The 23,958-nt window shown below is 57.7% G+C and carries 26 protein-coding genes and 1 pseudogene; 9 read left to right on the forward strand and 18 right to left on the reverse strand.

What is annotated here, in order from left to right:
- Both LPQ25_RS23565 and ytfE read left to right on the forward strand, forming a co-directional pair.
- Nucleotides 1–972, forward strand: a complete 972-nt coding sequence (locus LPQ25_RS23565; RefSeq protein WP_041937759.1) for a DMT family transporter — start codon at nucleotides 1–3, stop codon at nucleotides 970–972.
- 82 nt (nucleotides 973–1,054) lie between these two features.
- Complete coding sequence (ytfE, locus tag LPQ25_RS23570; protein WP_004152016.1) at nucleotides 1,055–1,717, forward strand: iron-sulfur cluster repair protein YtfE; 663 nt, start codon at nucleotides 1,055–1,057, stop codon at nucleotides 1,715–1,717.
- 104 nt (nucleotides 1,718–1,821) lie between these two features.
- Here ytfE and cycA read toward each other — a convergent pair whose 3' ends face one another.
- Entirely contained in the window at nucleotides 1,822–3,225 is a 1,404-nt protein-coding gene (cycA, locus tag LPQ25_RS23575) for a D-serine/D-alanine/glycine transporter (RefSeq protein ID WP_002886688.1), read from the reverse strand.
- A gap of 304 nt (nucleotides 3,226–3,529) precedes the next feature.
- On the reverse strand, nucleotides 3,530–4,150 hold the full coding sequence (fklB, locus tag LPQ25_RS23580) for an FKBP-type peptidyl-prolyl cis-trans isomerase (protein ID WP_002886687.1): 621 nt from the start codon (nucleotides 4,148–4,150) through the stop codon (nucleotides 3,530–3,532).
- Nucleotides 4,151–4,368: 218 nt separating this feature from the next.
- On the opposite strand from fklB, the gene LPQ25_RS23585 reads away from it, so the two are divergent.
- Entirely contained in the window at nucleotides 4,369–5,043 is a 675-nt protein-coding gene (locus LPQ25_RS23585) for a LysM-like peptidoglycan-binding domain-containing protein (protein WP_004177687.1), read from the forward strand.
- A 108-nt stretch (nucleotides 5,044–5,151) separates the two neighbouring features.
- Here LPQ25_RS23585 and rplI read toward each other — a convergent pair whose 3' ends face one another.
- From rplI to rpsF, 4 genes are read right to left on the reverse strand one after another with little or no spacing between them, the layout of a single operon-like run.
- Nucleotides 5,152–5,601, reverse strand: a complete 450-nt coding sequence (gene rplI / locus LPQ25_RS23590; protein ID WP_002886682.1) for a 50S ribosomal protein L9 — start codon at nucleotides 5,599–5,601, stop codon at nucleotides 5,152–5,154.
- A 41-nt stretch (nucleotides 5,602–5,642) separates the two neighbouring features.
- The gene (gene rpsR / locus LPQ25_RS23595) at nucleotides 5,643–5,870 is read right to left on the reverse strand and encodes a 30S ribosomal protein S18 (protein ID WP_000135199.1); all 228 of its coding nucleotides are present in this window, start codon (nucleotides 5,868–5,870) and stop codon (nucleotides 5,643–5,645) included.
- A gap of 4 nt (nucleotides 5,871–5,874) precedes the next feature.
- Nucleotides 5,875–6,189: a primosomal replication protein N gene (priB, locus tag LPQ25_RS23600; RefSeq protein ID WP_002885722.1), complete on the reverse strand. Its 315-nt coding sequence runs from the start codon at nucleotides 6,187–6,189 to the stop codon at nucleotides 5,875–5,877.
- 5 nt (nucleotides 6,190–6,194) lie between these two features.
- Complete coding sequence (gene rpsF / locus LPQ25_RS23605; RefSeq protein WP_002885691.1) at nucleotides 6,195–6,590, reverse strand: 30S ribosomal protein S6; 396 nt, start codon at nucleotides 6,588–6,590, stop codon at nucleotides 6,195–6,197.
- A 340-nt stretch (nucleotides 6,591–6,930) separates the two neighbouring features.
- Between rpsF and LPQ25_RS23610 the strand changes: the two genes are divergently transcribed.
- Together LPQ25_RS23610 and LPQ25_RS23615 are read left to right on the forward strand one after the other, a co-directional pair.
- A complete protein-coding gene (locus LPQ25_RS23610; RefSeq protein WP_002885689.1) occupies nucleotides 6,931–7,206 on the forward strand; it encodes a YdgH/BhsA/McbA family protein in 276 nt (91 codons plus the stop codon).
- A gap of 149 nt (nucleotides 7,207–7,355) precedes the next feature.
- Nucleotides 7,356–8,549, forward strand: coding sequence for an MFS transporter (locus LPQ25_RS23615; RefSeq protein WP_004177693.1), 1,194 nt, complete (start codon nucleotides 7,356–7,358; stop codon nucleotides 8,547–8,549).
- Nucleotides 8,550–8,612: 63 nt separating this feature from the next.
- On the opposite strand, the gene LPQ25_RS23620 is transcribed toward LPQ25_RS23615, so the two are convergent.
- The 6 genes from LPQ25_RS23620 to ulaA are packed head-to-tail and all read right to left on the reverse strand — an operon-like array spanning nucleotide 8,613 to nucleotide 13,022.
- Complete coding sequence (locus LPQ25_RS23620) at nucleotides 8,613–9,299, reverse strand: L-ribulose-5-phosphate 4-epimerase (protein WP_002885687.1); 687 nt, start codon at nucleotides 9,297–9,299, stop codon at nucleotides 8,613–8,615.
- Nucleotides 9,299–10,153: an L-ribulose-5-phosphate 3-epimerase gene (locus LPQ25_RS23625; RefSeq protein ID WP_004210671.1), complete on the reverse strand. Its 855-nt coding sequence runs from the start codon at nucleotides 10,151–10,153 to the stop codon at nucleotides 9,299–9,301. The genes LPQ25_RS23620 and LPQ25_RS23625 overlap by 1 nt, the downstream gene beginning before the upstream one ends.
- Nucleotides 10,154–10,162: 9 nt before the next feature.
- Complete coding sequence (ulaD, locus tag LPQ25_RS23630) at nucleotides 10,163–10,813, reverse strand: 3-keto-L-gulonate-6-phosphate decarboxylase UlaD (protein ID WP_012737213.1); 651 nt, start codon at nucleotides 10,811–10,813, stop codon at nucleotides 10,163–10,165.
- Between the two features lie 13 nt (nucleotides 10,814–10,826).
- A complete protein-coding gene (ulaC, locus tag LPQ25_RS23635) occupies nucleotides 10,827–11,294 on the reverse strand; it encodes a PTS ascorbate transporter subunit IIA (RefSeq protein ID WP_002885683.1) in 468 nt (155 codons plus the stop codon).
- 9 nt (nucleotides 11,295–11,303) lie between these two features.
- Nucleotides 11,304–11,609 carry a PTS ascorbate transporter subunit IIB gene (ulaB, locus tag LPQ25_RS23640; RefSeq protein WP_002885682.1) on the reverse strand — a complete coding sequence of 102 codons (306 nt, stop codon included), beginning with the start codon at nucleotides 11,607–11,609 and terminating at the stop codon, nucleotides 11,304–11,306.
- A 12-nt stretch (nucleotides 11,610–11,621) separates the two neighbouring features.
- Entirely contained in the window at nucleotides 11,622–13,022 is a 1,401-nt protein-coding gene (ulaA, locus tag LPQ25_RS23645) for a PTS ascorbate transporter subunit IIC (protein WP_012737212.1), read from the reverse strand.
- Between the two features lie 362 nt (nucleotides 13,023–13,384).
- On the opposite strand from ulaA, the gene ulaG reads away from it, so the two are divergent.
- Nucleotides 13,385–14,449 (forward strand): L-ascorbate 6-phosphate lactonase, encoded by a 1,065-nt coding sequence (gene ulaG, locus LPQ25_RS23650; protein WP_004194176.1) that lies wholly within the window; start codon nucleotides 13,385–13,387, stop codon nucleotides 14,447–14,449.
- Between the two features lie 107 nt (nucleotides 14,450–14,556).
- Entirely contained in the window at nucleotides 14,557–15,312 is a 756-nt protein-coding gene (ulaR, locus tag LPQ25_RS23655; protein ID WP_004177697.1) for an HTH-type transcriptional regulator UlaR, read from the forward strand.
- Here the strand turns inward: ulaR and yjfP are convergent.
- Nucleotides 15,309–16,024 (reverse strand): annotated as a pseudogene (gene yjfP, locus LPQ25_RS23660) (esterase). The gene ulaR and the pseudogene yjfP sit on opposite strands and share 4 nt — an antisense overlap.
- 209 nt (nucleotides 16,025–16,233) lie before the next feature.
- Between yjfP and bsmA the strand changes: the two are divergent.
- Nucleotides 16,234–16,542, forward strand: a complete 309-nt coding sequence (gene bsmA / locus LPQ25_RS23665) for a biofilm peroxide resistance protein BsmA (RefSeq protein WP_004177699.1) — start codon at nucleotides 16,234–16,236, stop codon at nucleotides 16,540–16,542.
- A 137-nt stretch (nucleotides 16,543–16,679) separates the two neighbouring features.
- Nucleotides 16,680–16,955 carry a DUF1471 family protease activator YjfN gene (gene yjfN / locus LPQ25_RS23670; RefSeq protein ID WP_002885673.1) on the forward strand — a complete coding sequence of 92 codons (276 nt, stop codon included), beginning with the start codon at nucleotides 16,680–16,682 and terminating at the stop codon, nucleotides 16,953–16,955.
- Here the strand turns inward: yjfN and LPQ25_RS23675 are convergent.
- The 5 genes from LPQ25_RS23675 to LPQ25_RS23695 form a co-directional block, all read right to left on the reverse strand.
- Complete coding sequence (locus LPQ25_RS23675) at nucleotides 16,946–18,583, reverse strand: isovaleryl-CoA dehydrogenase (RefSeq protein ID WP_014908084.1); 1,638 nt, start codon at nucleotides 18,581–18,583, stop codon at nucleotides 16,946–16,948. The genes yjfN and LPQ25_RS23675 overlap by 10 nt on opposite strands.
- 124 nt (nucleotides 18,584–18,707) lie before the next feature.
- The gene (gene rlmB / locus LPQ25_RS23680; RefSeq protein WP_002885669.1) at nucleotides 18,708–19,439 is read right to left on the reverse strand and encodes a 23S rRNA (guanosine(2251)-2'-O)-methyltransferase RlmB; all 732 of its coding nucleotides are present in this window, start codon (nucleotides 19,437–19,439) and stop codon (nucleotides 18,708–18,710) included.
- 81 nt (nucleotides 19,440–19,520) lie between these two features.
- Nucleotides 19,521–21,953 (reverse strand): ribonuclease R, encoded by a 2,433-nt coding sequence (gene rnr / locus LPQ25_RS23685; protein ID WP_002885668.1) that lies wholly within the window; start codon nucleotides 21,951–21,953, stop codon nucleotides 19,521–19,523.
- A 36-nt stretch (nucleotides 21,954–21,989) separates the two neighbouring features.
- Nucleotides 21,990–22,415 carry a nitric oxide-sensing transcriptional repressor NsrR gene (nsrR, locus tag LPQ25_RS23690; RefSeq protein ID WP_002885667.1) on the reverse strand — a complete coding sequence of 142 codons (426 nt, stop codon included), beginning with the start codon at nucleotides 22,413–22,415 and terminating at the stop codon, nucleotides 21,990–21,992.
- 150 nt (nucleotides 22,416–22,565) lie between these two features.
- The gene (locus LPQ25_RS23695) at nucleotides 22,566–23,864 is read right to left on the reverse strand and encodes an adenylosuccinate synthase (RefSeq protein ID WP_002885665.1); all 1,299 of its coding nucleotides are present in this window, start codon (nucleotides 23,862–23,864) and stop codon (nucleotides 22,566–22,568) included.
- Nucleotides 23,865–23,958: the final 94 nt, after the last annotated feature.

The following is a 23,958-nucleotide window of genomic DNA, read 5'->3' on the forward strand; positions in this document are numbered from 1 at the left end:
ATGATTAGTGGTGTGTTATACGCCCTGCTGGCGGGGCTGATGTGGGGTTTAATTTTCGTCGGGCCTTTGCTGGTGCCAGAGTATCCGGCGATGCTGCAGTCGATGGGACGCTATCTGGCGCTGGGCCTGATCGCCCTGCCGCTGGCGTGGCTCGGGCGCGCGCGACTGCGCCAGTTGAGCCGGCACGACTGGTGGACCGCGCTGGGCCTGACAATGATGGGGAACCTTATCTATTACGTCTGCCTGGCCAGCGCCATTCAGCGCACCGGGGCGCCGGTTTCCACCATGATTATCGGCACGCTGCCGGTGGTACTGCCGGTGTTCGCCAATCTGCTCTACAGCCAGCGCGACGGGAAGCTGCCGTGGCGGCGCCTGTTTCCGGCGCTGATCTGCATCGCTGTGGGCCTGATCTGCGTTAACGTCGCGGAGCTGCGTCAGGGGCTGCCGAATTTTAGCCCGTGGCGCTACGGCTCCGGCATTGCGCTGGCGCTGGGATCGGTGGTCTGCTGGGCCTGGTATGCTCTGCGCAACGCCCGCTGGCTGCGGGAGAACCCGCATCAACCGCCAATGATGTGGGCTACCGCTCAGGCGCTGGTGACGCTTCCGGTTTCGCTGGCCGGCTATCTCTCCGCCTGCGCCTGGCTGCACGGTCAGCAGGCCGGGTTTCCCCTGCCCTTCGGCCCGCGTCCGGCGGTGTTTATTACGCTGATGCTGGCCATCGCGGTGCTCTGCTCATGGGTCGGCGCGCTATGCTGGAATATTGCCAGCCAGCGGCTGCCGACGGTGATCCTCGGCCCGCTTATCGTCTTCGAAACCCTGGCCGGACTGCTGTATACCTTCCTGCTGCGGCAAAGCTTACCGCCGCTGCTGACCCTGAGCGGCATCCTGCTGCTGGTGCTCGGCGTGGTCTCCGCCGTACGCGCCAGACCGGAAAAACCGATGCTGCAGCCGCTGGCGGACGAAAAAAAGTAGCCTCGCCTCCTTAAGGGGTATTCCCTCACCCAAAAGATGCATTTAAAATACATCTTATATTCCTGATGACGAGGTAACTGCTATGGCTTTCCGTGACCAACCTTTAGGCGAGCTGGCGCTGACCATCCCGCGCGCCTCCGCCCTGTTCCGTCAATACGATATGGATTACTGCTGCGGCGGCAAACAGACCCTGGCGCGCGCCGCGTCGCGCAAAGCGCTGGATGTCGCGGTGATTGAAGCCGAGCTGGCGAAACTGGCCGAACAGCCTCTCTCCCGCGACTGGCGCGCGGCGCCCCTCGCGGAGATTATCGACCATATCATCGTTCGCTATCACGACCGGCACCGTGAACAGCTGCCGGAGCTGATCCTGCAGGCCACCAAGGTTGAACGCGTCCATGCCGATAAACCGAACGTGCCGAAAGGACTGACTAAGTACCTGACCATGCTGCATCAGGAGCTTTCCAGCCACATGATGAAAGAGGAGCAGATCCTGTTCCCGATGATCAAACAGGGAATGGGCGCCCAGGCCGGGGGGCCGATCAGCGTGATGGAAAGCGAGCATGATGAAGCGGGCGAACTGCTGGAAGTCATTAAGCACATCACCCACAACGTGACGCCGCCGCCGGAAGCCTGCACCACCTGGAAGGCGATGTATAACGGTATCAACGAGATGATCGACGATCTGATGGAACACATCAGCCTGGAAAATAATGTGCTGTTCCCGCGCGCCCTCGGCGGAAAGTAAAGAAAAAGGCGCCCGCGGGCGCCCTCGACATTGTCCGTCTTATTTGGCCACTCCGGGTGGCCTTTTTTATGACGGGCCGTTGCAAGCAACGTTAAAATTTTCGTTTATTTCGCCAGCCGTTTTTTGCCGGCAAACAGCCAGCCCGCGCCCAGCAGCACAAACCACAGCGGGGTGACCATCAGCGCTTCACGGGTATCGTCTTCCAGGGTCAACAGCACCAGCACAAAGACGAAGAAGGCCATGCACACCCAGCACATGACTTTACCCAGCGGCATCTTGTAGCTTGACTTCTCATGCAGCTGAGGGCGGTTTTTACGATACGCCAGGTAAGAGCAAAGGATGATGGTCCAGACGAACATAAACAGGATCGCCGACACCGTGGTGATCATGGTGAAGGCGGCAATCACGCTCGGGTTGACCATCAGCATCACCACCCCGCCCAGCAGACACATGCAGGAGAAGGTTAAGCCCTTCGCCGGCACCGCACGCTTCGACAGCTTGGCGAACATCTTCGGCGCCTGACCATCCTGCGCCAGACCGAACAGCATACGGCTGGTAGAGAACACGCCGCTGTTGGCCGAGGAGGCCGCGGAGGTCAGCACCACGAAGTTGATCAGGCTCGCCGCCGCCGGCAGACCAACCAGCACGAACAGCTCAACGAACGGGCTCTTGCTCGGCACCACGGAGCTCCACGGCGTCACCGACATAATCACAATCAGCGCGAAGACGTAGAACATAATGATACGCAGCGGGATGGAGTTAATCGCCCGCGGCAGGGACTTTTCCGGGTCTTTGGTTTCGGCGGCGGTGGTCCCCACCAGCTCAATCCCCACGAAGGCAAACACCGCAATCTGGAAGCCGGCGAAGAAGCCGCTCAGCCCTTTCGGGAACCAGCCGCCGTCATTCCACAGGTGGGCGAAAGAGGCTTCGACCCCGGTCGGCGATTTGAAATGCATCATCACCATTACCAGGCCGACCACGATCAGCGCCACGATGGCGACAATTTTGATCATCGCGAACCAGAACTCCATTTCGCCAAACATCTTGACGGTGGCCAGGTTCAGGCCCAGCAGCAGCAGGATCACCGCCAGCGAGGCGACCCAGTCGGAGAGTCCGGGAAACCAGAATTGCGCGTAGGCGGTGATGGCGACAACGTCCGCCATCCCGGTCACTACCCAGCAGAACCAGTAGGTCCAGCCGGTAAAGTAGCCCGCCCACGGCCCCAGCAGATCGGCCGCGAAGTCGCTAAAGGATTTATATTCGAGGTTCGACAGCAGTAATTCGCCCATGGCACGCATCACGAAAAACAGCATAAAACCGATAATCATATAAACAAAGATAATGGATGGTCCGGCAAGGCTGATGGTTTTGCCAGAACCCATAAATAACCCGGTGCCGATCGCTCCGCCAATCGCGATCAGCTGAATATGTCGGTTTGTGAGATTTCGCCGTAGCGATTGTTCAGTCGGCTCCTGCTCGACAGCAGCGACTTTAACCTGATCTACCATGTGATTTCTTCCTGTTGTACCTGTCTGTGTTGTTCAGGCTCTGATGGCCCGTCGTCTGTCATTAACCCCAGCAAGGGCTAGTCGATATTAGGTAAGAATCGGAGGGATGAATACTATGATTTAGATATAATGTTAATTTTATGTTTAAAGTGAGTGTTATATCACTCATCTAACGCGAAATAGCTCACAAAAATACACCCATACGTGATGAATGCAAAACATAATTCCAATTAATTTTTAACTTAAGGATTTTACGCTATTTTTATGGCTTCCCCTGCCGCGGGGAAGAGGAAGCCGCTGCTGTTTAGATAATGTCCAGCAGTTCAACTTCGAAGATCAGGGTGCTGAACGGAGGAATCGATGCGCCAGCGCCGCGCTCACCGTAGGCGAGGTTGTGCGGGATCGTCAGTTCCCATTTAGAACCGACCGGCATCAGAGTCAGCGCTTCAATCCAGCCGCCGATCACGCCGGTCACCGGGAATTCAGCCGGTTCACCGCGAGCGACGGAGCTGTCGAAGACGGTGCCGTCGATCAGTTTGCCAGTGTAGTGCACGCGAACGCGGTCAGTACGCGCCGGGATCGGGCCTTCGCCCTGGGTCAGTACGCGGAACTGCAGACCAGACTCGGTGCTGTTCACACCCTCTTTCTCGCGGTTTTCATCAAGGTATTTTTGGCCGTCAGCGGCCATGGCCTGAAAACGCTCGCGACGCACAGCGTCAGCACGCTCGTGGATTTCACGCAGCGCGCGGTGAACGGCTTCCACCGGCACCTGCGGCTGGTTACCTTCCAGCGCATCGGCGATACCCGCCACCAGCGCTTCCGGCAGCAGCCCCTGCAGGCCGGATTCGCTCAGCTGTTGTCCAACCTGCAAGCCGATACCGTAACTTGCCTGCGCTTCGATAGTGTCAAAAGTTGGGGTTGCCATCGTTGTTCCTTTTTGGGTGATAAACATCAAGATAAAAGCGTGCGAAAGCATAACAGCCATAGCGAAATGGGTAAAACTTTGTCGGCGAATGATGACAAATCTCAGCGAAAAAGAAACAATAGGCGGCAGCAGGTTAACTTCACTTTGTTCCGGTCATCAGGACGTTAGCCATCTATACTCATGAGCAGGATATAAATATGCGGAGCAGGAGGAAAGCCATGCCCGGGCGCTTTGAACTGACATCTACCCTGGCGAAAATCTGGCACGCCCCGGATCATTTTCGCCTCCTGGACCCGCTGCCTCCGATGCACCGCCGGGGAATTATCGCTGGCTTCCTGTTGGTTATTATCGGTATTCTGCTTCCCTCCGATGATAGCCAAAGCCCGGCGTCCACCAGCCGTGAAGCGAACCTGAATCTACAGTCGCAGTCCCAGCCGCAAGCTGGCGGCAATCAGGCCGTTCCGCTGCCGCCGATCACTAATACGCCTACCGTGAGCGACGCCGATCAGATGGCGCCGGTCGCTCCGGAGCCGATTCAGGATGAGCAGCCGGATCAGGCGCAGACGCAGCAGCCCGCCGCCACCCAGCCTTATCAATCCTCATCACAGCAGTCCGCGCCGGGTATTGAGCAGCAATGGCGGACCTATCGCATCGAGTCAGGCAAAACCCTGGCGCAGCTGTTCCGCGATCATGGACTGCCGGCCACTGACGTTTACGCCATGGCGCAGGTTGAAGGCGCTGGCAAACCACTAAGCACTTTGCAGAGTGGACAGACGGTGCAAATTCGGCAGAACGCCAACGGCGTGGTCACCGGGCTCACTATCGATACCGGCAACGGCCAGCAGGTGCTGTTTACCCGCCAGTCGAACGGCAGCTTTGTGCGTGCGCGATAGCAGAGAAGACGACAGCAAGCGTTACGCCGCCGCAAAATGAAAGGCGCTAAAAAGCAAAACGCCGGCACAAGGCCGGCGGTTTGTTGTTACCAGAACGTCAGAGGCCGATTACTCAGCAACCACGTTGATGATAACTTTAGCGAATACTTCGCTGTGAACCTGGAAGTTCACTTCGTGCTCGCCAACGTTACGCAGAACGCCGTTCGGCAGGCGAACTTCGCTCTTAGCAACTTTAACGCCTGCTGCAGTAACAGCGTCAGCGATGTCGCGAGTACCGATGGAACCGAACAGTTTACCTTCGTCGCCAGCTTTAGACGCGATGGTTACGGATTCCAGGGCGTTGATCTGCTCAGCACGAGCTTCAGCTGCTGCCAGAACGTCAGCCAGTTTGGCTTCCAGTTCAGCACGACGTGCTTCGAAGAATTCAACGTTTTTCTTGGTAGCAGGAACAGCTTTACCCTGCGGGACCAGGAAGTTACGAGCGTAGCCCGCTTTAACGTTAACCTGATCACCCAGGCTACCCAGGTTTGCTACTTTATCAAGCAGAATAACTTGCATTACCTTATCCTCTCAAAGTCGTATTAATGGACCGTGACCGATTACTGATGACGATCAGTGTACGGCAGCAGGGACAGGTAGCGAGCGCGTTTGATAGCGCGAGCCAGCTGACGCTGGTATTTTGCACGGGTACCGGTGATACGGCTCGGGACAATCTTACCGCTTTCGGTGATGTAGTTTTTCAGCGTAGCGATATCTTTATAGTCGATCTCTTGAACGCCTTCCGCGGTGAAACGGCAGAACTTGCGACGACGGAAATAACGTGCCATATGGCTAGTCTCCAGAATCTATCAATTCAATCTGCTCGGCATGCAGAACCATTTTGCTCAAGCCGTTCTTTGCCTTATGGCAAGAGATGAACCCTCGAACGGTTACTGCGCTACCGACCGTTATACTGTGAGTAATGGCCTGGTTTTCGTGACCGCTAATAATAACGGGCATTTGACACCATGCCTGCCGGTGAAAACCGGCTTCCTCCTGCACTGAACGATGCTCAAGCACGAACTGGCAGTGAGGAATTCCTGACGGGCTGACCTTACGAAGTGGAGTCCTGCAAATAATGCCGGACAGCTCCAGACGGTTGGTCATCAGGATTACTCTTCAGAATCCCCAGCTTCAGAATCATCTGCGGTTTCGTTGGCGAAATCTTCGCGACGCTCACGGCGCTCGTCTTTCGCTTTAACCATCGGAGATGCTTCGGTAACAGCGTGCTTAGTACGCATTACCATGCTGCGGATAACGGCGTCGTTGAAGCGGAAGTTAGTTTCCAGCTCATCGATCGCTTCCTGCGGCGCTTCAACGTTCATCAGAACGTAGTGAGCTTTGTGCAGTTTGTTGATCGGATAAGCCAGCTGACGGCGGCCCCAGTCTTCCAGACGGTGGATCGTACCTGCTGCTGCAGTAATTGCACCAGTGTAACGTTCGATCATGCCCGGAACCTGTTCGCTCTGGTCAGGATGGACCATAAAAACGATTTCGTAATGACGCATCGAATTGCTCCTTACGGATTATTCAGCCTCCTGTCTGGGTCAGCCGCGGCCCATGGAGGCAAGGAACGTGTTAAAGGGCGGCTGAAAAATTGACGCGTCATTCTAATGGCGGCCCCTCAGGAACACAAGCGCATTTGCACAAATAATTCGCACTAAGCGCCAAGCTGGGCTAAGTGGGTGATTTAAAATTAACCAATAAAGGAAGCGGCATTTTTTTGAACAACTGCATCAGAAAAGGTCGCCATGCGATGAACGCGCAGCGATTACACTTATATCAAAGCCTAACGACCACAGGAGAGCCCCGAGTCAGCGTCAGGACTGTCAGTCAGGAGCGTAGTATATGAAACTGAAAATCATCGCCATGATGGCTGCGCTTTTCTTCAGCGCCAACGCGCTGGCAGCTATCCAAATCACCGAACGTCAGGCCCGCAACATGGACGACGTGCAGAGCCTCGGCGTTATCTATATCAATCACAATATGGCCACTGAGCACGAGGCCGAACAGGCCCTTAGCCAGATGAGCGATGCGCAGGGGGCGAAATACTTTCAGCCTATCCTGATGCACGAACCCGAAACCAACGGCCCGCTTCGCGCCAGCGCGGTGATATACCGCTAACGCCTGCCCGATTCTTCGCCTCTCCTCGCGAGGGGCGAAGCGAGGTCTGCGCCTAAACGCAATTGAGAATTATTTTACAAACCGACTTACCAGCGTCATCGCAACCTGATTTAATCAGCCACTCGCCATTTGATAATCAGGAGTGATTGATGGTTCCGCGTTTCGCCACCTTAGGCCGTATCCCTAAAGGCGTTTGGGTACTCGGCGGCGTCAGCCTGCTGATGGATGTCTCCTCCGAGATGATCCATAGCCTCTTACCGCTGTTTATGGCCACTACCCTCGGCGCCAGCGTGATAATTATCGGTCTTATCGAGGGACTGGCGGAAGCCACCGCCCTGATCCTGAAGGTCTTCTCCGGCGCGATCAGCGACTATGTCGGCAAGCGTAAAGGATTGGCGCTGCTGGGCTACGGCCTGGGCGCGCTCAGTAAGCCGCTGTTTGCCATCGCCCCTACCGCCGGGGTGGTGTTTAGCGCCCGCATGATTGACCGCGTAGGCAAAGGTATTCGCGGCGCGCCGCGCGATGCGCTGGTCGCCGACGTCACCCCGCCGGAGATCCGCGGCGCCGCCTACGGACTACGCCAGGCGCTGGATACCGTCGGCGCCTTTCTCGGCCCGCTGCTGGCGGTGCTGCTGATGTTTATCTGGGCCAACGATTTTCACGCTATTTTCTGGGTGGCGGTCATTCCCGCCGTGCTCTCCATTCTCCTGCTCGGATTCGGTCTACAGGAGCCAAAATCCGCCATCGCGCACAAACGCAGCAATCCGCTGAAGCGCGAAAACCTGAAAAAGCTCTCCGCCGCCTACTGGTGGGTGGTCGCGATCGGCAGCATTTTCACCCTCGCCCGCTTCAGCGAAGCCTTTCTGGTGCTGCGCGCCCAGCAGATGGAGATCCCGCTCTATACCATCCCGCTGGTGATGGTGGCGATGAACCTGGTCTACAGCCTCACGGCTTACCCGTTCGGTAAACTCTCAGACAGCATGAGCCACAGCAAACTGCTGCAGTGGGGGCTGCTGGTGCTGATCCTCGCCGATATCGTGCTGGCGCTCAGCGGCCACTGGAGCACGCTGCTGATCGGCGTCGCGCTGTGGGGGATTCATATGGGAATGACCCAGGGCCTGCTGGCGGCGATGGTCGCCCATACGGCGCCACCGGAGCTACGCGGCACGGCGTTCGGTATGTTTAATCTGATGAGTGGCCTGGCTCTGCTGCTGGCCAGCACCGGCGCGGGGGTACTGTGGGAAACCTTCGGCGCAGCCTCGACGTTTTACGCCGGGGCGATAATTTGCGTGGTCACGCTCATCGGCATGCGCGTGATGCCGTCGGCCTATCGTCAGGATTAAAAACGGCTCCGGGGCCAGACCAGTTGCTTCACCGTGAGGGGTGAAAGCCCCGGAGCGCGCTATCTACTTTTGCCCATAGTAGGCGTTTGGCCCATGCTTACGCTGAAAATGCTTATTCATCAGCCAGCTATCGATGGGCTGCAACTGCGGATTAATGCCGCGGGCAATCCACGCCATGCGCGCCACCTCTTCCATCACCACCGCGTTGTGTACCGCCTCGTGGGCGTCTTTGCCCCAGGCAAATGGCCCGTGCTGATAGACGACGATCCCCGGCGTATGCAGCGGATTGGCCTCACCCAGCGTTTCGATAATCACCTGCCCGGTGTTCAGCTCGTAGGCCTCGTCCACCTCCTGTGCGCTAAGCGCCCGGGTGCAGGGAATATCGCCGAAGAAGTAGTCCGCATGGGTGGTGCCGAGCGCCGGGATCGCCAGCCCCGCCTGCGCCCAGGCGGTGGCGTGCGTCGAATGGGTATGCACCACCCCGCCAAGGTCGGGATAACGGCGATAGAGCGCCAGATGGGTGGCGGTATCAGAGGAGGGACGCCAGCGCCCTTCCACCACGTGCCCCTGCAGATCAACCACCGACATGTCATCGACGGTCATTGACTCGTAGGCGATGCCGCTGGGCTTAATCACCACCAGCCCACGCTGCCGGTCAATGGCGCTAACGTTACCCCAGGTAAAGGTCACCAGGCCGTAGCGCGGCAGATCCATATTGGCCTCGAACACCTGCTGTTTCAGCTGTTGCATTATGCCGCCTCCATCAGGCCCGCGCGGGCCATCCGCGCCTTCACCCAGTCACGCGCCTTCGCCACCTCCGCCAGCGGGTCAGCGCTGGTTTCGCTCCACATCTCAATCAGGTACGGTCCGCAGTAGCCGGTCTGCTTGAGCGTTTCGAAGCAGCGTTCAAAATCGACCACCCCTTCGCCGAACGGCACGTTTTTAAAGACGCCGGGCTTTGTGTCTTTGACGTGTACCGCCACGATATGCCCGCTCCCCGCCTTCAGCTCCATCTGGACGTCGTTATCCCACGCCGACAGATTGCCGATATCCGGGTAAAGCTGGAACCACGGATTATTCAGGTAATGGGCATAGCCCAGCGCTTTACTGATCGAGTTCATCAGCGGGTAGTCCATGATCTCCATCGCCAGGGTTACCTGGGCTCGGCTGGCCATCTCGACGCTCTGTTTCAGGCCGTCACGAAAGCGGCGGCGCGTCTCATCGTTCGCCTGCTGGTAATAGACGTCGTAGCCTGCCAGCTGGATCACCCGAATCCCCACATCCTGCGCCAGCTGAATAGCTTTTCGCATAATTTCCAGCCCCTGATGCCGCACCGCGTCGTCTTCGCTACCCAGCGGAAAACGGCGATGGGCGCTAAGGCACATCGACGGCACCCGGACGCCGGTTTCAGCCACCGCCTTGACCAGCGCCAGACGCTGCTCCGGGCTCCAGTCCAGCCGCGCAAGGCGGGCGTCCGTTTCATCGAGAGACATCTCAACGAAATCAAAGCCCAGCGCTTTTGCAAGCTTTAGCCGCTCCAGCCAGCACTCCCCGGCGGGGAGCGCTTTTTCATAGATGCCGAGCGGAATGGATTTCGCCAACATAGTCGCTCCTTAACCCCACAGCTGGGCGATAGAGCGTTTAAACTGGCGCGCCGCTTCCACCGGCGAGGCAGCATCGCGGATGCTGCGTCCGGCAATAAAGACGTGAACAGGGATCCCAGCAAACAGCGGCAGGTCTTCCAGCGCCAGCCCGCCGGTGACGGTCACTTTGAAGCCCATATCAGACAGACGCTTAATCGCGCTGATATCCGCCTCACTCCACGCCACGCCTGCCGCCTGCGCGTCGCGGCTGCGGTGATAGACCACCTGCTGAATACCCGCCTCGCGCCACGCCTGCGCCTGCTCCCAGGTCCAGAAGCCGGTCAGCTCAATTTGCACATCGCCGTTGAACTCTTTGGCGACATCCAGCGCCCCTTTGGCGGTGTTGATATCGGCGCAGCAGATCACCGTGACCCAGTCGGCGTTGGCTTCGAAGCACATCCGCGACAGGATCTTGCCAGCATCGGCAATTTTGGCGTCCGCCAGCACGATTTTATGCGGATACAGCGCTTTCAGTTCGCGCACCGCGCGTACACCTTCACCGACGCAGAGGATAGTGCCGACTTCAATGATATCTACCTCTTCGGCGATCAGACGGGTTGTTTCATAAGCGCTGGCCAGCGTTTGGTTGTCGAGGGCGACCTGTAACATAGGTAATGACATGATAGTGTTCCTTTTAAACAGCCGCCGCGGTGGCGTTTTTGATTAAATCCAGCACTTCCTGCTCACTGCGGCAGGCGCGTAAACGGTCGAAATTGGCTTCGTCATCAAACAGGTTAACGATCTGCATGATGCCCACTTCCTGGTGGGTGGTGGCGTCAACCGCCGCCATGGTGATCAGGATGTCGACCGGGTCGTTATCTTCGTGGTTGAAAATCAGCGGTTTCTTTAGCGTGACCAGCGCAAAGCCGGTTTTTTTGACGCCCTCTTCCGGCCGCCCGTGCGGCATGGCTAATCCCGGAGCGATCACAAAATAGGGGCCGTGCTGCGCGACGCCGTCGAGGATTGCCTGGTAGTAGCGCGGTTCCACCACGTCGGCGGCCACCAGCAGATCGACGCCGATTTTCACCGCCTCCTGCCAGGTTTCCGCTTCCGCCTGCAGGCGAATGGAGTGATTCTGCGCCAGTGATTCATGGAGTTTCATAGCCGCTCCTTATTTCACGTCCTGCGGGAAATGAGCTTTAATCACCTCCAGCAGCTTTGGCCCGAAATCCGCGGGGGAAAGCATATTACGCACCCCCACCACGTGTTTATTGCCGGAGACGGTAATCTCCCCCGCGATATGGGTTGAAGCGATGATGATATCCGCGCCGTTTAGTTCGCTTTTGTATTCACCCACCGCGCAGCTGTTCACCGTGTGGTCGATATTGGATTGCGTCAGGAACTGATCCACTTTCATTTTCATGATCATAGAACTGCCTTGCCCGTTACCACACACAGCCAGAATACGTACGGTCATAATCAGAACTCCTTATTGGGCAGAGGCCTCTGCCAGTTGTTTTTCCGCGTCTTCTTCGGCGCGCAGCGCGCGGCCAGCGAAGAACATATAAGCGAGAGCAATCAGGATGATGACGGCCATAAACGCCAGCCCGATGGAGGCGAAGCCCTGCATCATCGGCGGCGCCAGAATCGACCAGTCCGCCATTCCCATCCAGGCGCTCATACCGGTGAGCTTCACCGCCCACACGCAACCGAAAATTTCAACCATGCCCATCACCAGGCAGATTTTGAGCGCCGCGCGCCAGCCGCCGAAGTGGTTGGCAAAGACGCCAATCGTCGCGTTGGAGAAGAACATCGGGATAAAGCCCGGAATAATCAGAATTGAAGAGCCAATGCCAACCAGAATGCCGACGGCAATCAGCTGGCCGATGGTGCCCCACATAAAGCCCCACACCACCGCATTCGGCGCAAAGCTATAGATCGCGGCGCAGTCAATCGCCAGCACCGCGCCGGGGATCAGGCGTTGCGAGATACCGTTGAAGGCTTCGGACAGTTCGGCGACGAACATCCGCACGCCCTGGGTAATGATGAAAATGGCCACCGCGAAGGAGAAACCGGTCTGCAGGATATAGACCGTCCAGTGGGTTTTCCCCGCCATCGCCTGCACGACGTCAATACCAAAGGAAAGCAGGATCGCGCCAAAGAAAATGGTCATGACAATCGCGGTGGAAACAATGTTGTCGTGGAAGATATTGAGCCAGCCTGGCAGCTTGAGGTCTTCCACACTCTCCTCTTTTTTCCCCAGATACGGCGCCACTTTGTAGGCAATCCACGAGGCAAACTGCTGCTGGTGACCGATGGAGAAGCCGCAGCCGTCGGTGACCAGCTGAGTCGGCTTGAACATCATGTTGGAGGTGATACCCCAGTACAGGGAGACCAGCACGGCGGTACAGATGATGGTCGTCCACATTCCGTAACCAAAGATAAAGAACGAGACGGCGATCAGCCCCGCCTGCTGAAACATGATATGGCCAGTCAGCATGATGGTGCGGATGCCGGTTAGACGGCGCAGCAGGACGTAACAGATGTTGAGCGCCAGCGCCAGCAACACCGCGTAGCCCACCCAGCTATAGGCCTCGCCCATCCGGTCGATGGTCGCCATCATCGAGGCATAGGTGTCAGAGATCGCGCCGTTGATGCCGTACACCTCTGACATTTTTGCCACCACCGGTTTAAAAGTGCTGGTGAGGATGCCGGAGCCGGCCTGTAACAGCATGAAGCCGATAATGGTTTTGATCGTGCCTTTAATAATCACGCTGACGCTTTTGCGCAGCAGGATATAGCCCAGACAGGTGACGATACCCAGCAGCAGCGGGGCATTGGTCATCACCTGATTAAAGAAAACGGTAAAGATGTTGTAGAGGATTGCCATAACACACTCCCGATGGTGAAGGCGCTGAACGCGCCTTACGCTCAGCATTTCTCGCTGCCCACTCTAATAATCAAAAATAATCACAACAAGATTGAATTTGATTAAATGTGACGCGCGCCGCAATAATCCTCTATTTCATTGTGACTATTGCCGAGCAGTAGCGCCGAAACATAATTAAACATTTTCAAATCATATAGATAAAACAAATCACAACCTTTATGGATGCTGGAACCCCTGAGAGGTGATGCGCATCTCTTCGTAAAATTGATGGAAAACAAGATTGCAATCTTGAAAATCCAGTGACAACATAAATCAAAACCAATCAAAATTTGATTATTATTGAAAATACGAGGAAGAGCACGATGAGTAAAGTACAGACCATCACCCGTGAATCATGGATCCTGAACACCTTTCCGGAATGGGGCAGCTGGCTGAATGAAGAGATTGAGCAGGAGCAGGTTGCGCCCGGCACCTTCGCCATGTGGTGGCTCGGCTGTACCGGTATCTGGTTAAAATCCGAAGGCGGGGCTAACGTCTGCGTCGATTTCTGGTGCGGCACTGGCAAACAGAGCCACGGCAATCCGCTGATGAAAACCGGCCACCAGATGCAGCGGATGGCAGGCGTGAAAAAATTACAGCCGAACCTGCGCACCACGCCGTTCGTTCTGGATCCGTTCGCCATTCGCCAGATTGACGCGGTCCTCGCGACCCACGATCACAACGATCATATTGACGTCAACGTCGCCGCCGCCGTCATGCAGAACTGCCCGGCCGATGTGCCGTTTATCGGCCCGAAAACCTGCGTCGACCTGTGGATCGGTTGGGGCGTGCCGAAAGCGCGCTGTATCGTCATGAAACCTGGCGATGTCGTGAAGATCAAAGACATTGAGATCCATGCGCTCGATGCGTTCGATCGCACCGCGCTGATCACCCTCCCGGCGGACCAAAAAGCCGCTGGCGTACTGCCGGACGGCATGGACCAGCGCGCGGTCAACTACCTGTTTAAAACGCCGGGCGGCAACCTGTACCACAGCGGCGATTCCCACTACTCCAACTACTACGCGAAGCATGGCAACGAGCATCGGATTGACGTCGCCCTCGGCTCGTATGGCGAGAACCCGCGCGGGATCACCGACAAAATGACCAGCGCCGATATCCTGCGCATGGCAGAGTCGCTCAACGCCAAAGTTGTGATCCCGTTCCACCATGATATCTGGTCAAACTTTCAGGCCGATCCGCAGGAGATCCGCGTTCTGTGGGAGATGAAAAAGGATCGTCTGAAGTACGGCTTCAAGCCGTTTATCTGGCAGGTCGGCGGCAAATTTACCTGGCCCCTGGATAAAGACAATTTCGAATATCACTACCCGCGCGGTTTCGACGATTGCTTCACCATTGAGCCGGATCTGCCTTTCAAATCCTTCCTGTAAGTCGCCGCCGGCAGGCCCTGCCTGCCGGAAATACCCCGCCGCAGGGTTAGTATTTTCACATGATTTCAAATATCATCTTTGCCGTTCACTTTTAATCGGATTCGCTCATGACGGAAGCGCAAAGGCACCAAATTCTGCTGGATCTGCTCGCCCAAACGGGGTTTGTTACCGTGGAGCAGGTGATGTCGCGGCTCGGGATCTCACCCGCTACCGCCCGACGTGATATCAACAAGCTGGATGAAAGCGGCAAACTGAAAAAGGTTCGTAATGGCGCGGAAGCCATCAGCGAACAGCGCCCCCGCTGGACGCCGATGAACATCCACCAGGCGCAAAATCTGGATGAAAAAGTGCGTATTGCACGCGCCGCTTCGCAACTGATCGCGCCGGGTGAGAGCATCGTCATTAACTGCGGCTCCACCGCCTTTCTGTTGGGTCGGGAACTGTGCGGCAAACCGGTGCAGATCATCACCAACTATCTGCCGCTGGCTAACTACCTGATCGACCAGGAGCATGACAGCGTGATTATCATGGGCGGCCAGTACAACCGCAGCCACGCCATCACCCTCAGCCCCCACGGTAGCGAGAACAGCCTCTATGCCGGACACTGGATGTTTACCAGCGGCAAAGGGCTCACCGCCGAAGGCCTCTACAAAACGGATATGTTGACCGCCATGGCCGAGCAAAAAATGCTTAACGTGGTCGGCAAACTGGCGGTGCTGGTCGACAGCAGCAAGATCGGCGAGCGCGCCGGGATGCTATTCAGCCAGGCCGGACAAATAGACGTGGTGATCACCGGCAAACAGGCCGATGCCGCGATCCTCAAACAGCTTGAGGATCAAGGCGTCAGCGTAATCCGCGTTTAAAGGTGCTGCTGAAAAAAGGCGACCGTGGTAGCCAGCGCCTCTGGCGTAATGCGATGGCGGACGCCTTTCTGCCAGACACAGGTCAGCCTGGCGGCAAGGTCAGCCTGCCGGAGCGCCTGTTCTAGTCGAAAGGTTTCTTCCGGCGGCACCACGTCATCGGCATCGCCATGCCAGAGCAGCAGCGGCCGCCGGGCAAGGGACGCCAGCTGATGGCTGACATCCCATTCGTTGAGGCTATCGACATCAAAATCAGGCGAGGGGAACAGGGTTTGCGACAGGGAACGAAAATAGCCCGACCCCATCAGACAGGCGACGCTGTTCAGCTCGGGTGATGCGTCATGATGCCCAACGCCGTCATTCCCCCCATCGAAGCGCCCGCCACCGCCAGCCGCTCCCCTTCCAGCCATCCTTCAGCGATTATCGCCTCGCGCAGCGCAGGAAACTCCCTGAAATTCTGCTGCAGAATCGGCCAGAAGCGCTGCATCCGCCCGGCCTCATCGCCCTGATAGCGCGCCCCATGCTCCGGCGCGTCCGGCATGATCACCCGGAATCCGGCCTCGGCCAGCGCCACCGCAAAGTAGCTGTAGACCAGCTTCGACGAGGTAAAGCCATGATAAAAGACGATACAGGGCAAGGGCTTATCCAGACTCTCCTGCGGACAGGCATGTAAAATTTCACCACCGCCGAGGTTGCGCATTTCTAGTGCAATCATTTATCGTCTTCCTTCTCTATCGTGGTTAGGCGTCATGGGAAAATTCATTCACCAGGCAACCCAGTTTGCTACGATTCATAATGTTGAGAACCCGGTTACGCTTTCACAACATTTTCATTCGAAAATCGCGTCAGAGATAACAGTTCGGGAACATTCCCCGGCAATCCTGTTAAGGCTACCACTACACTATCACTATCAGGAAACGAGATATGGTTATGCGCAGGTTTTCACCGTGGTTACTGGCTATCGTCCTCAGCGGGTGTAGCGCCCTGCAGGGAACGCCGGAAGCCCCGCCGCCCGCCACCGACCATCCGCAGGAGATCCAGCGCTACCAGACGGCTGGCCTGCATAAAATGGCCACGGTGAGCGTACTGATGTACGGTTCGCCGATGGATGTCGAAGCGGCGCTGAAGGCCAAAGCAGAAGCGGCCAAAGCCGATTACTACGTCATCATCATGATCGATGACACCATGGTACCCGGCCAGTGGTATTCGCAGGCGATCCTCTATCGTCGATAACGAGGCGGCGTCTTTAAATCTGCTTTACACAGCTTTGCGTCCATTCACGTTCTCCTGTGCATAATAACGTTCGGCCAGCCACCTGGCAGGACGTTAGCAACGGACTGCCCTTGGGACTACGTGAAATGGAGCTGACGATGAAACGATCTTTTACCCTATCCAGCCTGCTGTTAACCGCTGCGACGGCCAATACGTCCGCGCAGTCAGCCGAATTCGCCAGCGCGGATTGCGTCACTGGCCTGAATGAAATCGGTCTGATCTCCGTCACTAATCTTTCCGGTAGCCAACAGGATGTAGAGCACGCCATTGCCCGCAAAGCAGACGAGCAAGGCGCCTCCTGGTATCGCATTATTCAGATGTACGAGGAACAACAGCCGGACAGCTGGCGCGTGCAGGCCATTCTCTACGCCTGAGGCGCCTGGCGCCCGCGCCCCATAGCCCGCAGCAGCAGGTCGTCGAGGGTCGGCGCGTCAAGACGTATGCCGCCGCGGGTGTCGAGCATCATCCGGCACCAGGCTTCGGCCAGCGGCGGCGAAGCATGGCGCAGCATCTGCGCCCCCGCGCCAAGACGATAGACCAGCCGGGCAATCTCTCTCCCCTGCTCTTCGGCGGGTCGTTTCAGCAGTTGCTGCAGCTGACGCCATGCGCGGTCGAGATGGCGGTTCTGCCCTTTCACCTCCGCACACTCCGCGGCCAGCAGCTCCATCGCCGCCGGCTGCTTGCTGAGCACCCGCATCACATCGAGGCACATAATATTGCCGGAGCCTTCCCAGATGCTGTTGACCGGCATCTCGCGATACAACCGCGGTAGTTCGCTCTCCTCGCAATAGCCGATGCCGCCCAGCACTTCCATCGCCTCGGCGACAAACGGGATACCGGCCTTACAGATGGCAAACTTGGCCGCAGGCGTAAACAGGCGCGCCCAGGCGCTTTCCCGGGCATCATCCCGACGGTCCCAGGCCCGCGCCAGGCGAAACAGAAACGCGGTCTGCCCCTCCAGACGGAGCGCCATTTGCCCCAGCAGCTGGCGCATCATCGGCTGTTCGACCAGGTTTTTGCCAAACGCCTGACGCTGTAGCGCGTGATACAGCGCCACCGAGAAGGCGCGACGCATCAGGGCATGGCTGCCCAGCGCGCAGTCAAAGCGGGTCAGGCCGCCCATCCTGAGGATCTGCCGCACGCCGTCGCCTTCGTCGCCCACCAGCCAGCCGCAGGCCTCATAAAACTCCACTTCGCTACTGGCGTTGGAGCGGTTGCCGAGCTTCTCTTTTAAGCGTTCAAGACGCACGCCGTTACGCTGCCCGTCGGGCAGCAGACGCGGCACAAAGAAGCATGAGAGCCCCGTCGGAGCCTGAGCCAGCACCAGGTGAGCATCGCTCTGCGGCACCGAGAAGAACCACTTGTGTCCCACCAGTCGGTAAAACCCTTCCGCCGTTTTCTCCGCGCGAGTGGTATTGCTCAGCACATCAGACCCCCCTTGCTTCTCGGTCATCCCCATGCCGATCAGCAGGCCGCGCTTCTGGCCGCCAGGCGCAAGGTGCGGATCGTAACGGTCGCTCAGCAGCGGCGACAGCCAGTCGCGAAAGGGCGCGGGCAGGGCGTGCTGCAGCAGGGGCGTCGCGGCGAAGGTCATGGTAATCGGGCACAACGTCCCGGCCTCCACCTGGGCATGGAGCAGAAAGCGGGCGGCGCGGGCGACAAACGCGCCTTCGCGGGCATCCTCCTGCCAGGCGAGGTTATGTACCCGGTTCGCGCACAGCCCCTGCATCAGCAGGTGCCAGGCAGGATGAAAGCGCACGTCGTCCAGCCGGGCGCCGGTGGCGTCATAGCGCAGCAGCTCCGGCGGATTGCTGTTGGCCAGGCGTCCCAGCTCCAGCGATTCGGCTGTCCCCAGCTGCTGGCCAATGCTGGCGAGCAGATCGCCATCCCAGCCGGCGCCTTCGCGGACCACTGCTTCACGCAGAGCGGTATCGGACAGAAACAGATTGCTGTTATTCAGCGGGGTGGGTTGATTAAAAACGGTGTGCGTTTGCCAGTGCATCGTGTCTCCCTCCATCAATGGCGATAGCCATAAGTATGGTTATCCGGAGGGATACTCGCCCGCGAGAGCGGTCACAAAAAAGCCATCCCGGAGGATGGCTTTTTTGATTCGTCGATGGTTCAGCTTAGCTGCGCTGGCGTACTGCTTCAAACAGACAGATGCCGGTAGCCACCGAGACGTTCAGCGAGGAGACGCTGCCCGCCATCGGGATGCTGATCAATTCATCACAGTGTTCGCGGGTCAGACGACGCATGCCTTCGCCTTCCGCGCCCATCACCAGCGCCATCGGGCCGGTCATTTTGCTCTGGAACAGCGTATGGTCGGCTTCCCCTGCAGTTCCGACGATCCAGACGTTCTCTTCCTGCAGCAGACGCATGGTGCGCGCCAGGTTGGTGACGCGGATCAGCGGGACGTTCTCCGCCGCGCCGCAGGCCACTTTCTTCGCCGTCGCATTCAACTGAGCGGAACGATCTTTTGGCACGATCACCGCATGCACGCCGGCGGCGTCGGCGCTACGCAGGCAGGCGCCGAGGTTGTGCGGATCGGTTACGCCGTCGAGGATCAGCAGGAACGGTTGATCGAGCTGCGCCAGCAGATCCGGCAGATCGTTCTCCTGATACTGACGCCCCGGCTTCACGCGGGCAATGATCCCCTGGTGCACAGCGCCTTCGCTCTTCTCATCAAGAAACTGACGGTTGGCCAGCTGAATCACCACGCCCTGCGCTTCCAGGGCATGGATCAGCGGCAGCAAGCGCTTATCCTCACGGCCTTTCAGAATATAAACTTCCTGAAAACGCTCAGGTGCGCGCTCCAGCAGTGCCTGCACCGCATGGATGCCGTAAATCATTTCACTCATTGATGTACTCGTTTTAGGTTCTGTTATCTGCCCCCTTCACCCCATCCTGCGTCAGCAGACTTCAGGGTGAAGGGAGGTCAATCACTCGGCGATCTTCTTCTTTGCCGCGCGCTTGGCTTTCGTCGCGGCGGCGATTTTCTGTGTTTTCGCCGACGGTTTTTTCGCTTTTTTCTCTTTCTTCGGTCGGGCGGTCTCTTTCTCTTTACGGAAAGCGCTGTCCGGCTCGAAGTTTACCTGCTTACCCACCTGGCGGCGACGGCCGCCCGGCTTGCCAGAGGTACTCTTTTTCGCTTTCTCACGGGCGGTCTTGCCGACATTACGCGGCGCACGCTCGCTGGAGATCAGGGTAAAGTCGATTTTCCGCTCGTCCATGTTGACCGCTTCCACACGGACTTCCACGCGGTCGCCCAGGCGATAGGTCTGGCCGCCGGACTCACCAATGAGACGCTGCCCCACCTGGTCGAAACGATAATAGTCGTTATCCAGGCTGGAAACATGCACCAGACCGTCGATAAACAGATCGTTCAGGCGGACGAAGAAGCCAAAGCCGGTCACGCTGGCGATCACGCCGGAGAAGATGTTGCCCACCTGATCCTGCATGAAGTCGCACTTCAGCCAGTCAGACACTTCGCGCGTCGCTTCGTCGGCGCGGCGCTCGGTCATCGAACAGTGCTGACCCAGCTGGAGCATCTCTTCCATGCTGTAGTGCCAGCCGCCGGTCTCGGTGCTGTTGCCTTTATGTCCCTGCTCTTTGGCCAGCAGATACTTGATAGCGCGGTGCAGCGACAGGTCCGGGTAACGACGAATCGGCGAGGTGAAGTGGGCGTATGACTGCAGCGCCAGGCCAAAGTGACCGCGGTTTTCCGGATCGTAGACCGCCTGCTTCATGGAGCGCAGGAGCATCGTCTGCAGCATTTCCGCATCCGGGCGATCGGCGATGGAGGTTAGCAGCTCGGCGTAATCACGCGGCTCCGGCTTGTTGCCGCCAGGCAGCTCCAGTCCCAGCTCAGCCAGCACGGTACGGAAGGAGGTAATCGCTTCGGTGGTTGGCTTATCATGGATACGGAACAGCGCCGGCTCCTGCGCCTTCTCAACGAAGCGCGCGGCGGAGATGTTCGCCAGGATCATGCACTCTTCAATCAGCTTATGCGCATCGTTACGCTGAGTCTGTTCGATACGCTCAATACGGCGTTCGGCATTGAAGATGAATTTAGCTTCTTCACTTTCAAATGAGATACCGCCGCGCTCTTCGCGGGCGCTCTCCAGCACTTTGTAGAGGTTATGCAGCTCTTCAATGTGCTTCACCAGCGGCGCGTAGTGTTCGCGCAGTTCCTGGTCACCCTGCAGCATATGCCACACTTTGGTATAGGTCAGGCGAGCATGTGAACTCATCACCGCTTCATAGAATTTATAACCGGTCAGACGGCCTTTTGACGAAATCGTCATCTCGCACACCATACACAGGCGATCGACCTGCGGGTTCAGCGAGCATAGACCGTTAGACAGCACTTCCGGCAGCATCGGCACTACCTGCGACGGGAAGTAGACCGAGGTGCCACGACTGCGCGCTTCCGCATCCAGCGGCGTCCCCGGGCGCACGTAGTAGCTGACGTCGGCAATGGCTACCCACAGGCGCCAGCCGCCGCCGCGTTTCTTCTCGCAGTACACCGCGTCATCGAAGTCGCGGGCATCTTCTCCGTCAATGGTAACCAACGGCAGCGAGCGTAAATCGACGCGTCCGGCCTTCGCCTCTTCCGGCACCTGTTCTTTGAGACCGGAAACCTGTTTTTCCACCGCCGGCGGCCAGACATAAGGAATTTCATGGGTACGCAGCGCCATATCGACGGCCATGCCGGTGCCCATGTTGTCGCCCAGCACTTCGACGATTTTACCCACCGCTTTGGTGCGGCGGGTTGGTCGCTGGGTCAGCTCGACCACGACCACGTAGCCCATCCGCGCGCCCATTATCTCTTCCGGCGGGATCAGGATATCGAAGCTCAGGCGGCTGTCGTCCGGGACGACAAAGCCGACGCCAGCGTCGGTGAAGTAACGGCCAACTATCTGGCTGGTTTTCGGCACGAGGACGCGGACGATGCGCGCTTCGCGGCGGCCCTTACGGTCCGCGCCCAGCGGCTGAGCCAGCACCTGGTCGCCGTGAATACAGGTTTTCATCTGTTCTGACGACAGGTACAGATCGTCTTTGCGCCCTTCAACACGCAGGAAACCATAGCCATCGCGGTGGCCAATAACGGTTCCTTTGAGGAGATCGAGGCGTTCCGGCAGGGCATAGCACTGGCGGCGGGTGAAGACCAGCTGACCGTCGCGCTCCATCGCGCGCAGGCGGCGGCGCAGCGCTTCGGTTTGCTCTTCGCCCTCGATATTTAACTCGATGGCCAGCTCATCGCGGCTGGCAGGCTTTTCCCGTTTAGTTAAATGTTCGAGGATAAATTCCCGGCTCGGGATAGGGTTCGCGTACTTCTCAGCTTCGCGTTCCTGGAATGGATCTTGTGACATATCGGTTCCTCCGTTGTCATCTCCGGCAGAGTGGCGTCACTCCACCAGCAATAATTTATAAAGCGGTTGATTCTTCTCAACCAAATCAGCCAGCGTATAGTTATCCAGTTCCTTGAGAAAACTCTGCGCGGCTTCAGCTAGTGCCTGTTTCAGACGACAGGCTGGTGTAATGTGGCAAAACTCGCTGCTGCAGTTGACCAGCGATAAGGGTTCAAGGTCACGCACCACGTCACCGACGCGGATCTGTCCTGCTGGTTTGCCGAGGCGAATGCCCCCGTTCTTCCCCCGCACGGCAGTCACGTAGCCCATGCGACTTAACTGATTGATTATTTTAACCATATGATTACGGGAGACGCCATAGACCTCGGTCACTTCCGAGATACTGGTCATTCGTCCTTCCGGCAGCGACGCCATATAAATCAGCGCGCGTAGTCCGTAATCGGTGAAACTCGTTAACTGCACATAAACCTCAGGGAAAAGAAAACAGGGTATGTCGAGCGACATCATTATTATTGATGATAAACCAGCCAGCGCTCAGGCCGCTAATTTATTTGAAATGGGGCGGGCGAACAGCAAAAACAAGGGCGCCCGAACGGCGCCCCTTGAGAGTGATTACGCGTCGAACGGATCGCGCAGAATCATAGTCTCGGTACGGTCTGGACCGGTAGAGATGATATCCACCGGCACGCCGGTCAGCTCTTCAATACGCTGGATGTAGTTCAGGGCTGCCTGCGGCAGGCCGCTGCGCTCTTTCACGCCGAAGGTGGTTTCGGACCAGCCCGGCATGGTTTCGTAGATAGGCTCGATACCTTCCCAGTTATCGGCAGCCAGCGGAGTGGTGGTCACTTCACGGCCATCCGGCATACGGTAGCCAACGCAGATTTTCACTTCTTTCAGGCCGTCGAGGACGTCCAGTTTAGTCAGGCAGAAGCCGGACAGGGAGTTAATCTGCACCGCGCGACGGACTGCGACCGCGTCCAGCCAGCCGGTACGACGACGACGGCCGGTGGTGGCGCCGAATTCGTTACCCTGCTTGCAGAGGAACTCGCCAGTTTCATCAAACAGCTCGGTCGGGAACGGACCTGCACCGACGCGAGTTGAGTACGCTTTAATGATACCGAGAACGTAATCCACATAACGCGGGCCCAGGCCGGAGCCGGTCGCCACGCCACCTGCGGTGGTGTTAGAGGACGTAACGTACGGGTAGGTACCGTGGTCGATATCCAGCAGCGTACCCTGCGCGCCTTCGAACATCACGAAGTCGCCGCGCTGACGCGCCTGATCCAGCAGGTCGGATACGTCCACCACCATGCTGGTCAGGATGTCGGCAATCGCCATCACATCGTCCAGCACTTTCTGGTAGTCAACCGCTTCTGCTTTGTAGAAGTTCACCAACTGGAAGTTGTGATATTCCATCACTTCTTTCAGTTTATCGGCGAAGGTTGCTTTATCGAACAGATCGCCAACGCGCAGACCGCGACGAGCGACTTTATCTTCGTAAGCCGGGCCAATGCCGCGACCGGTAGTGCCGATCGCTTTCGCGCCACGCGCTTTTTCACGCGCCACGTCCAGCGCCACGTGATAGTCAAGGATAAGCGGGCAGGCTTCAGAGAGCAGCAGACGCTCGCGAACCGGGATACCACGGTCTTCCAGGCCCTTCATCTCTTTCATCAGCGCGGCCGGAGACAGCACGACGCCGTTACCGATGATGCTGGTGACGTTTTCACGCAGAATGCCTGATGGAATAAGATGGAGAACGGTTTTTTCACCGTTGATTACGAGAGTATGGCCGGCGTTGTGACCACCCTGGTAGCGCACAACATATTTAGCCCGTTCAGTCAGGAGATCGACGATCTTCCCTTTACCTTCGTCACCCCATTGGGTGCCCAGTACGACGACGTTGTTACCCATTTTTCAAAATCACCGTTTGCTTAAAAATGGATTCTACCATCGCTTTTTCAGAGTTACAGCACTTTTTGCATCCAAAATAAGGCAAATCCGACCA

The sequence above is a fragment of the Klebsiella sp. KPN54798 genome, assembly GCF_021184225.1.
GTDB lineage: Bacteria > Pseudomonadota > Gammaproteobacteria > Enterobacterales > Enterobacteriaceae > Klebsiella > Klebsiella pneumoniae.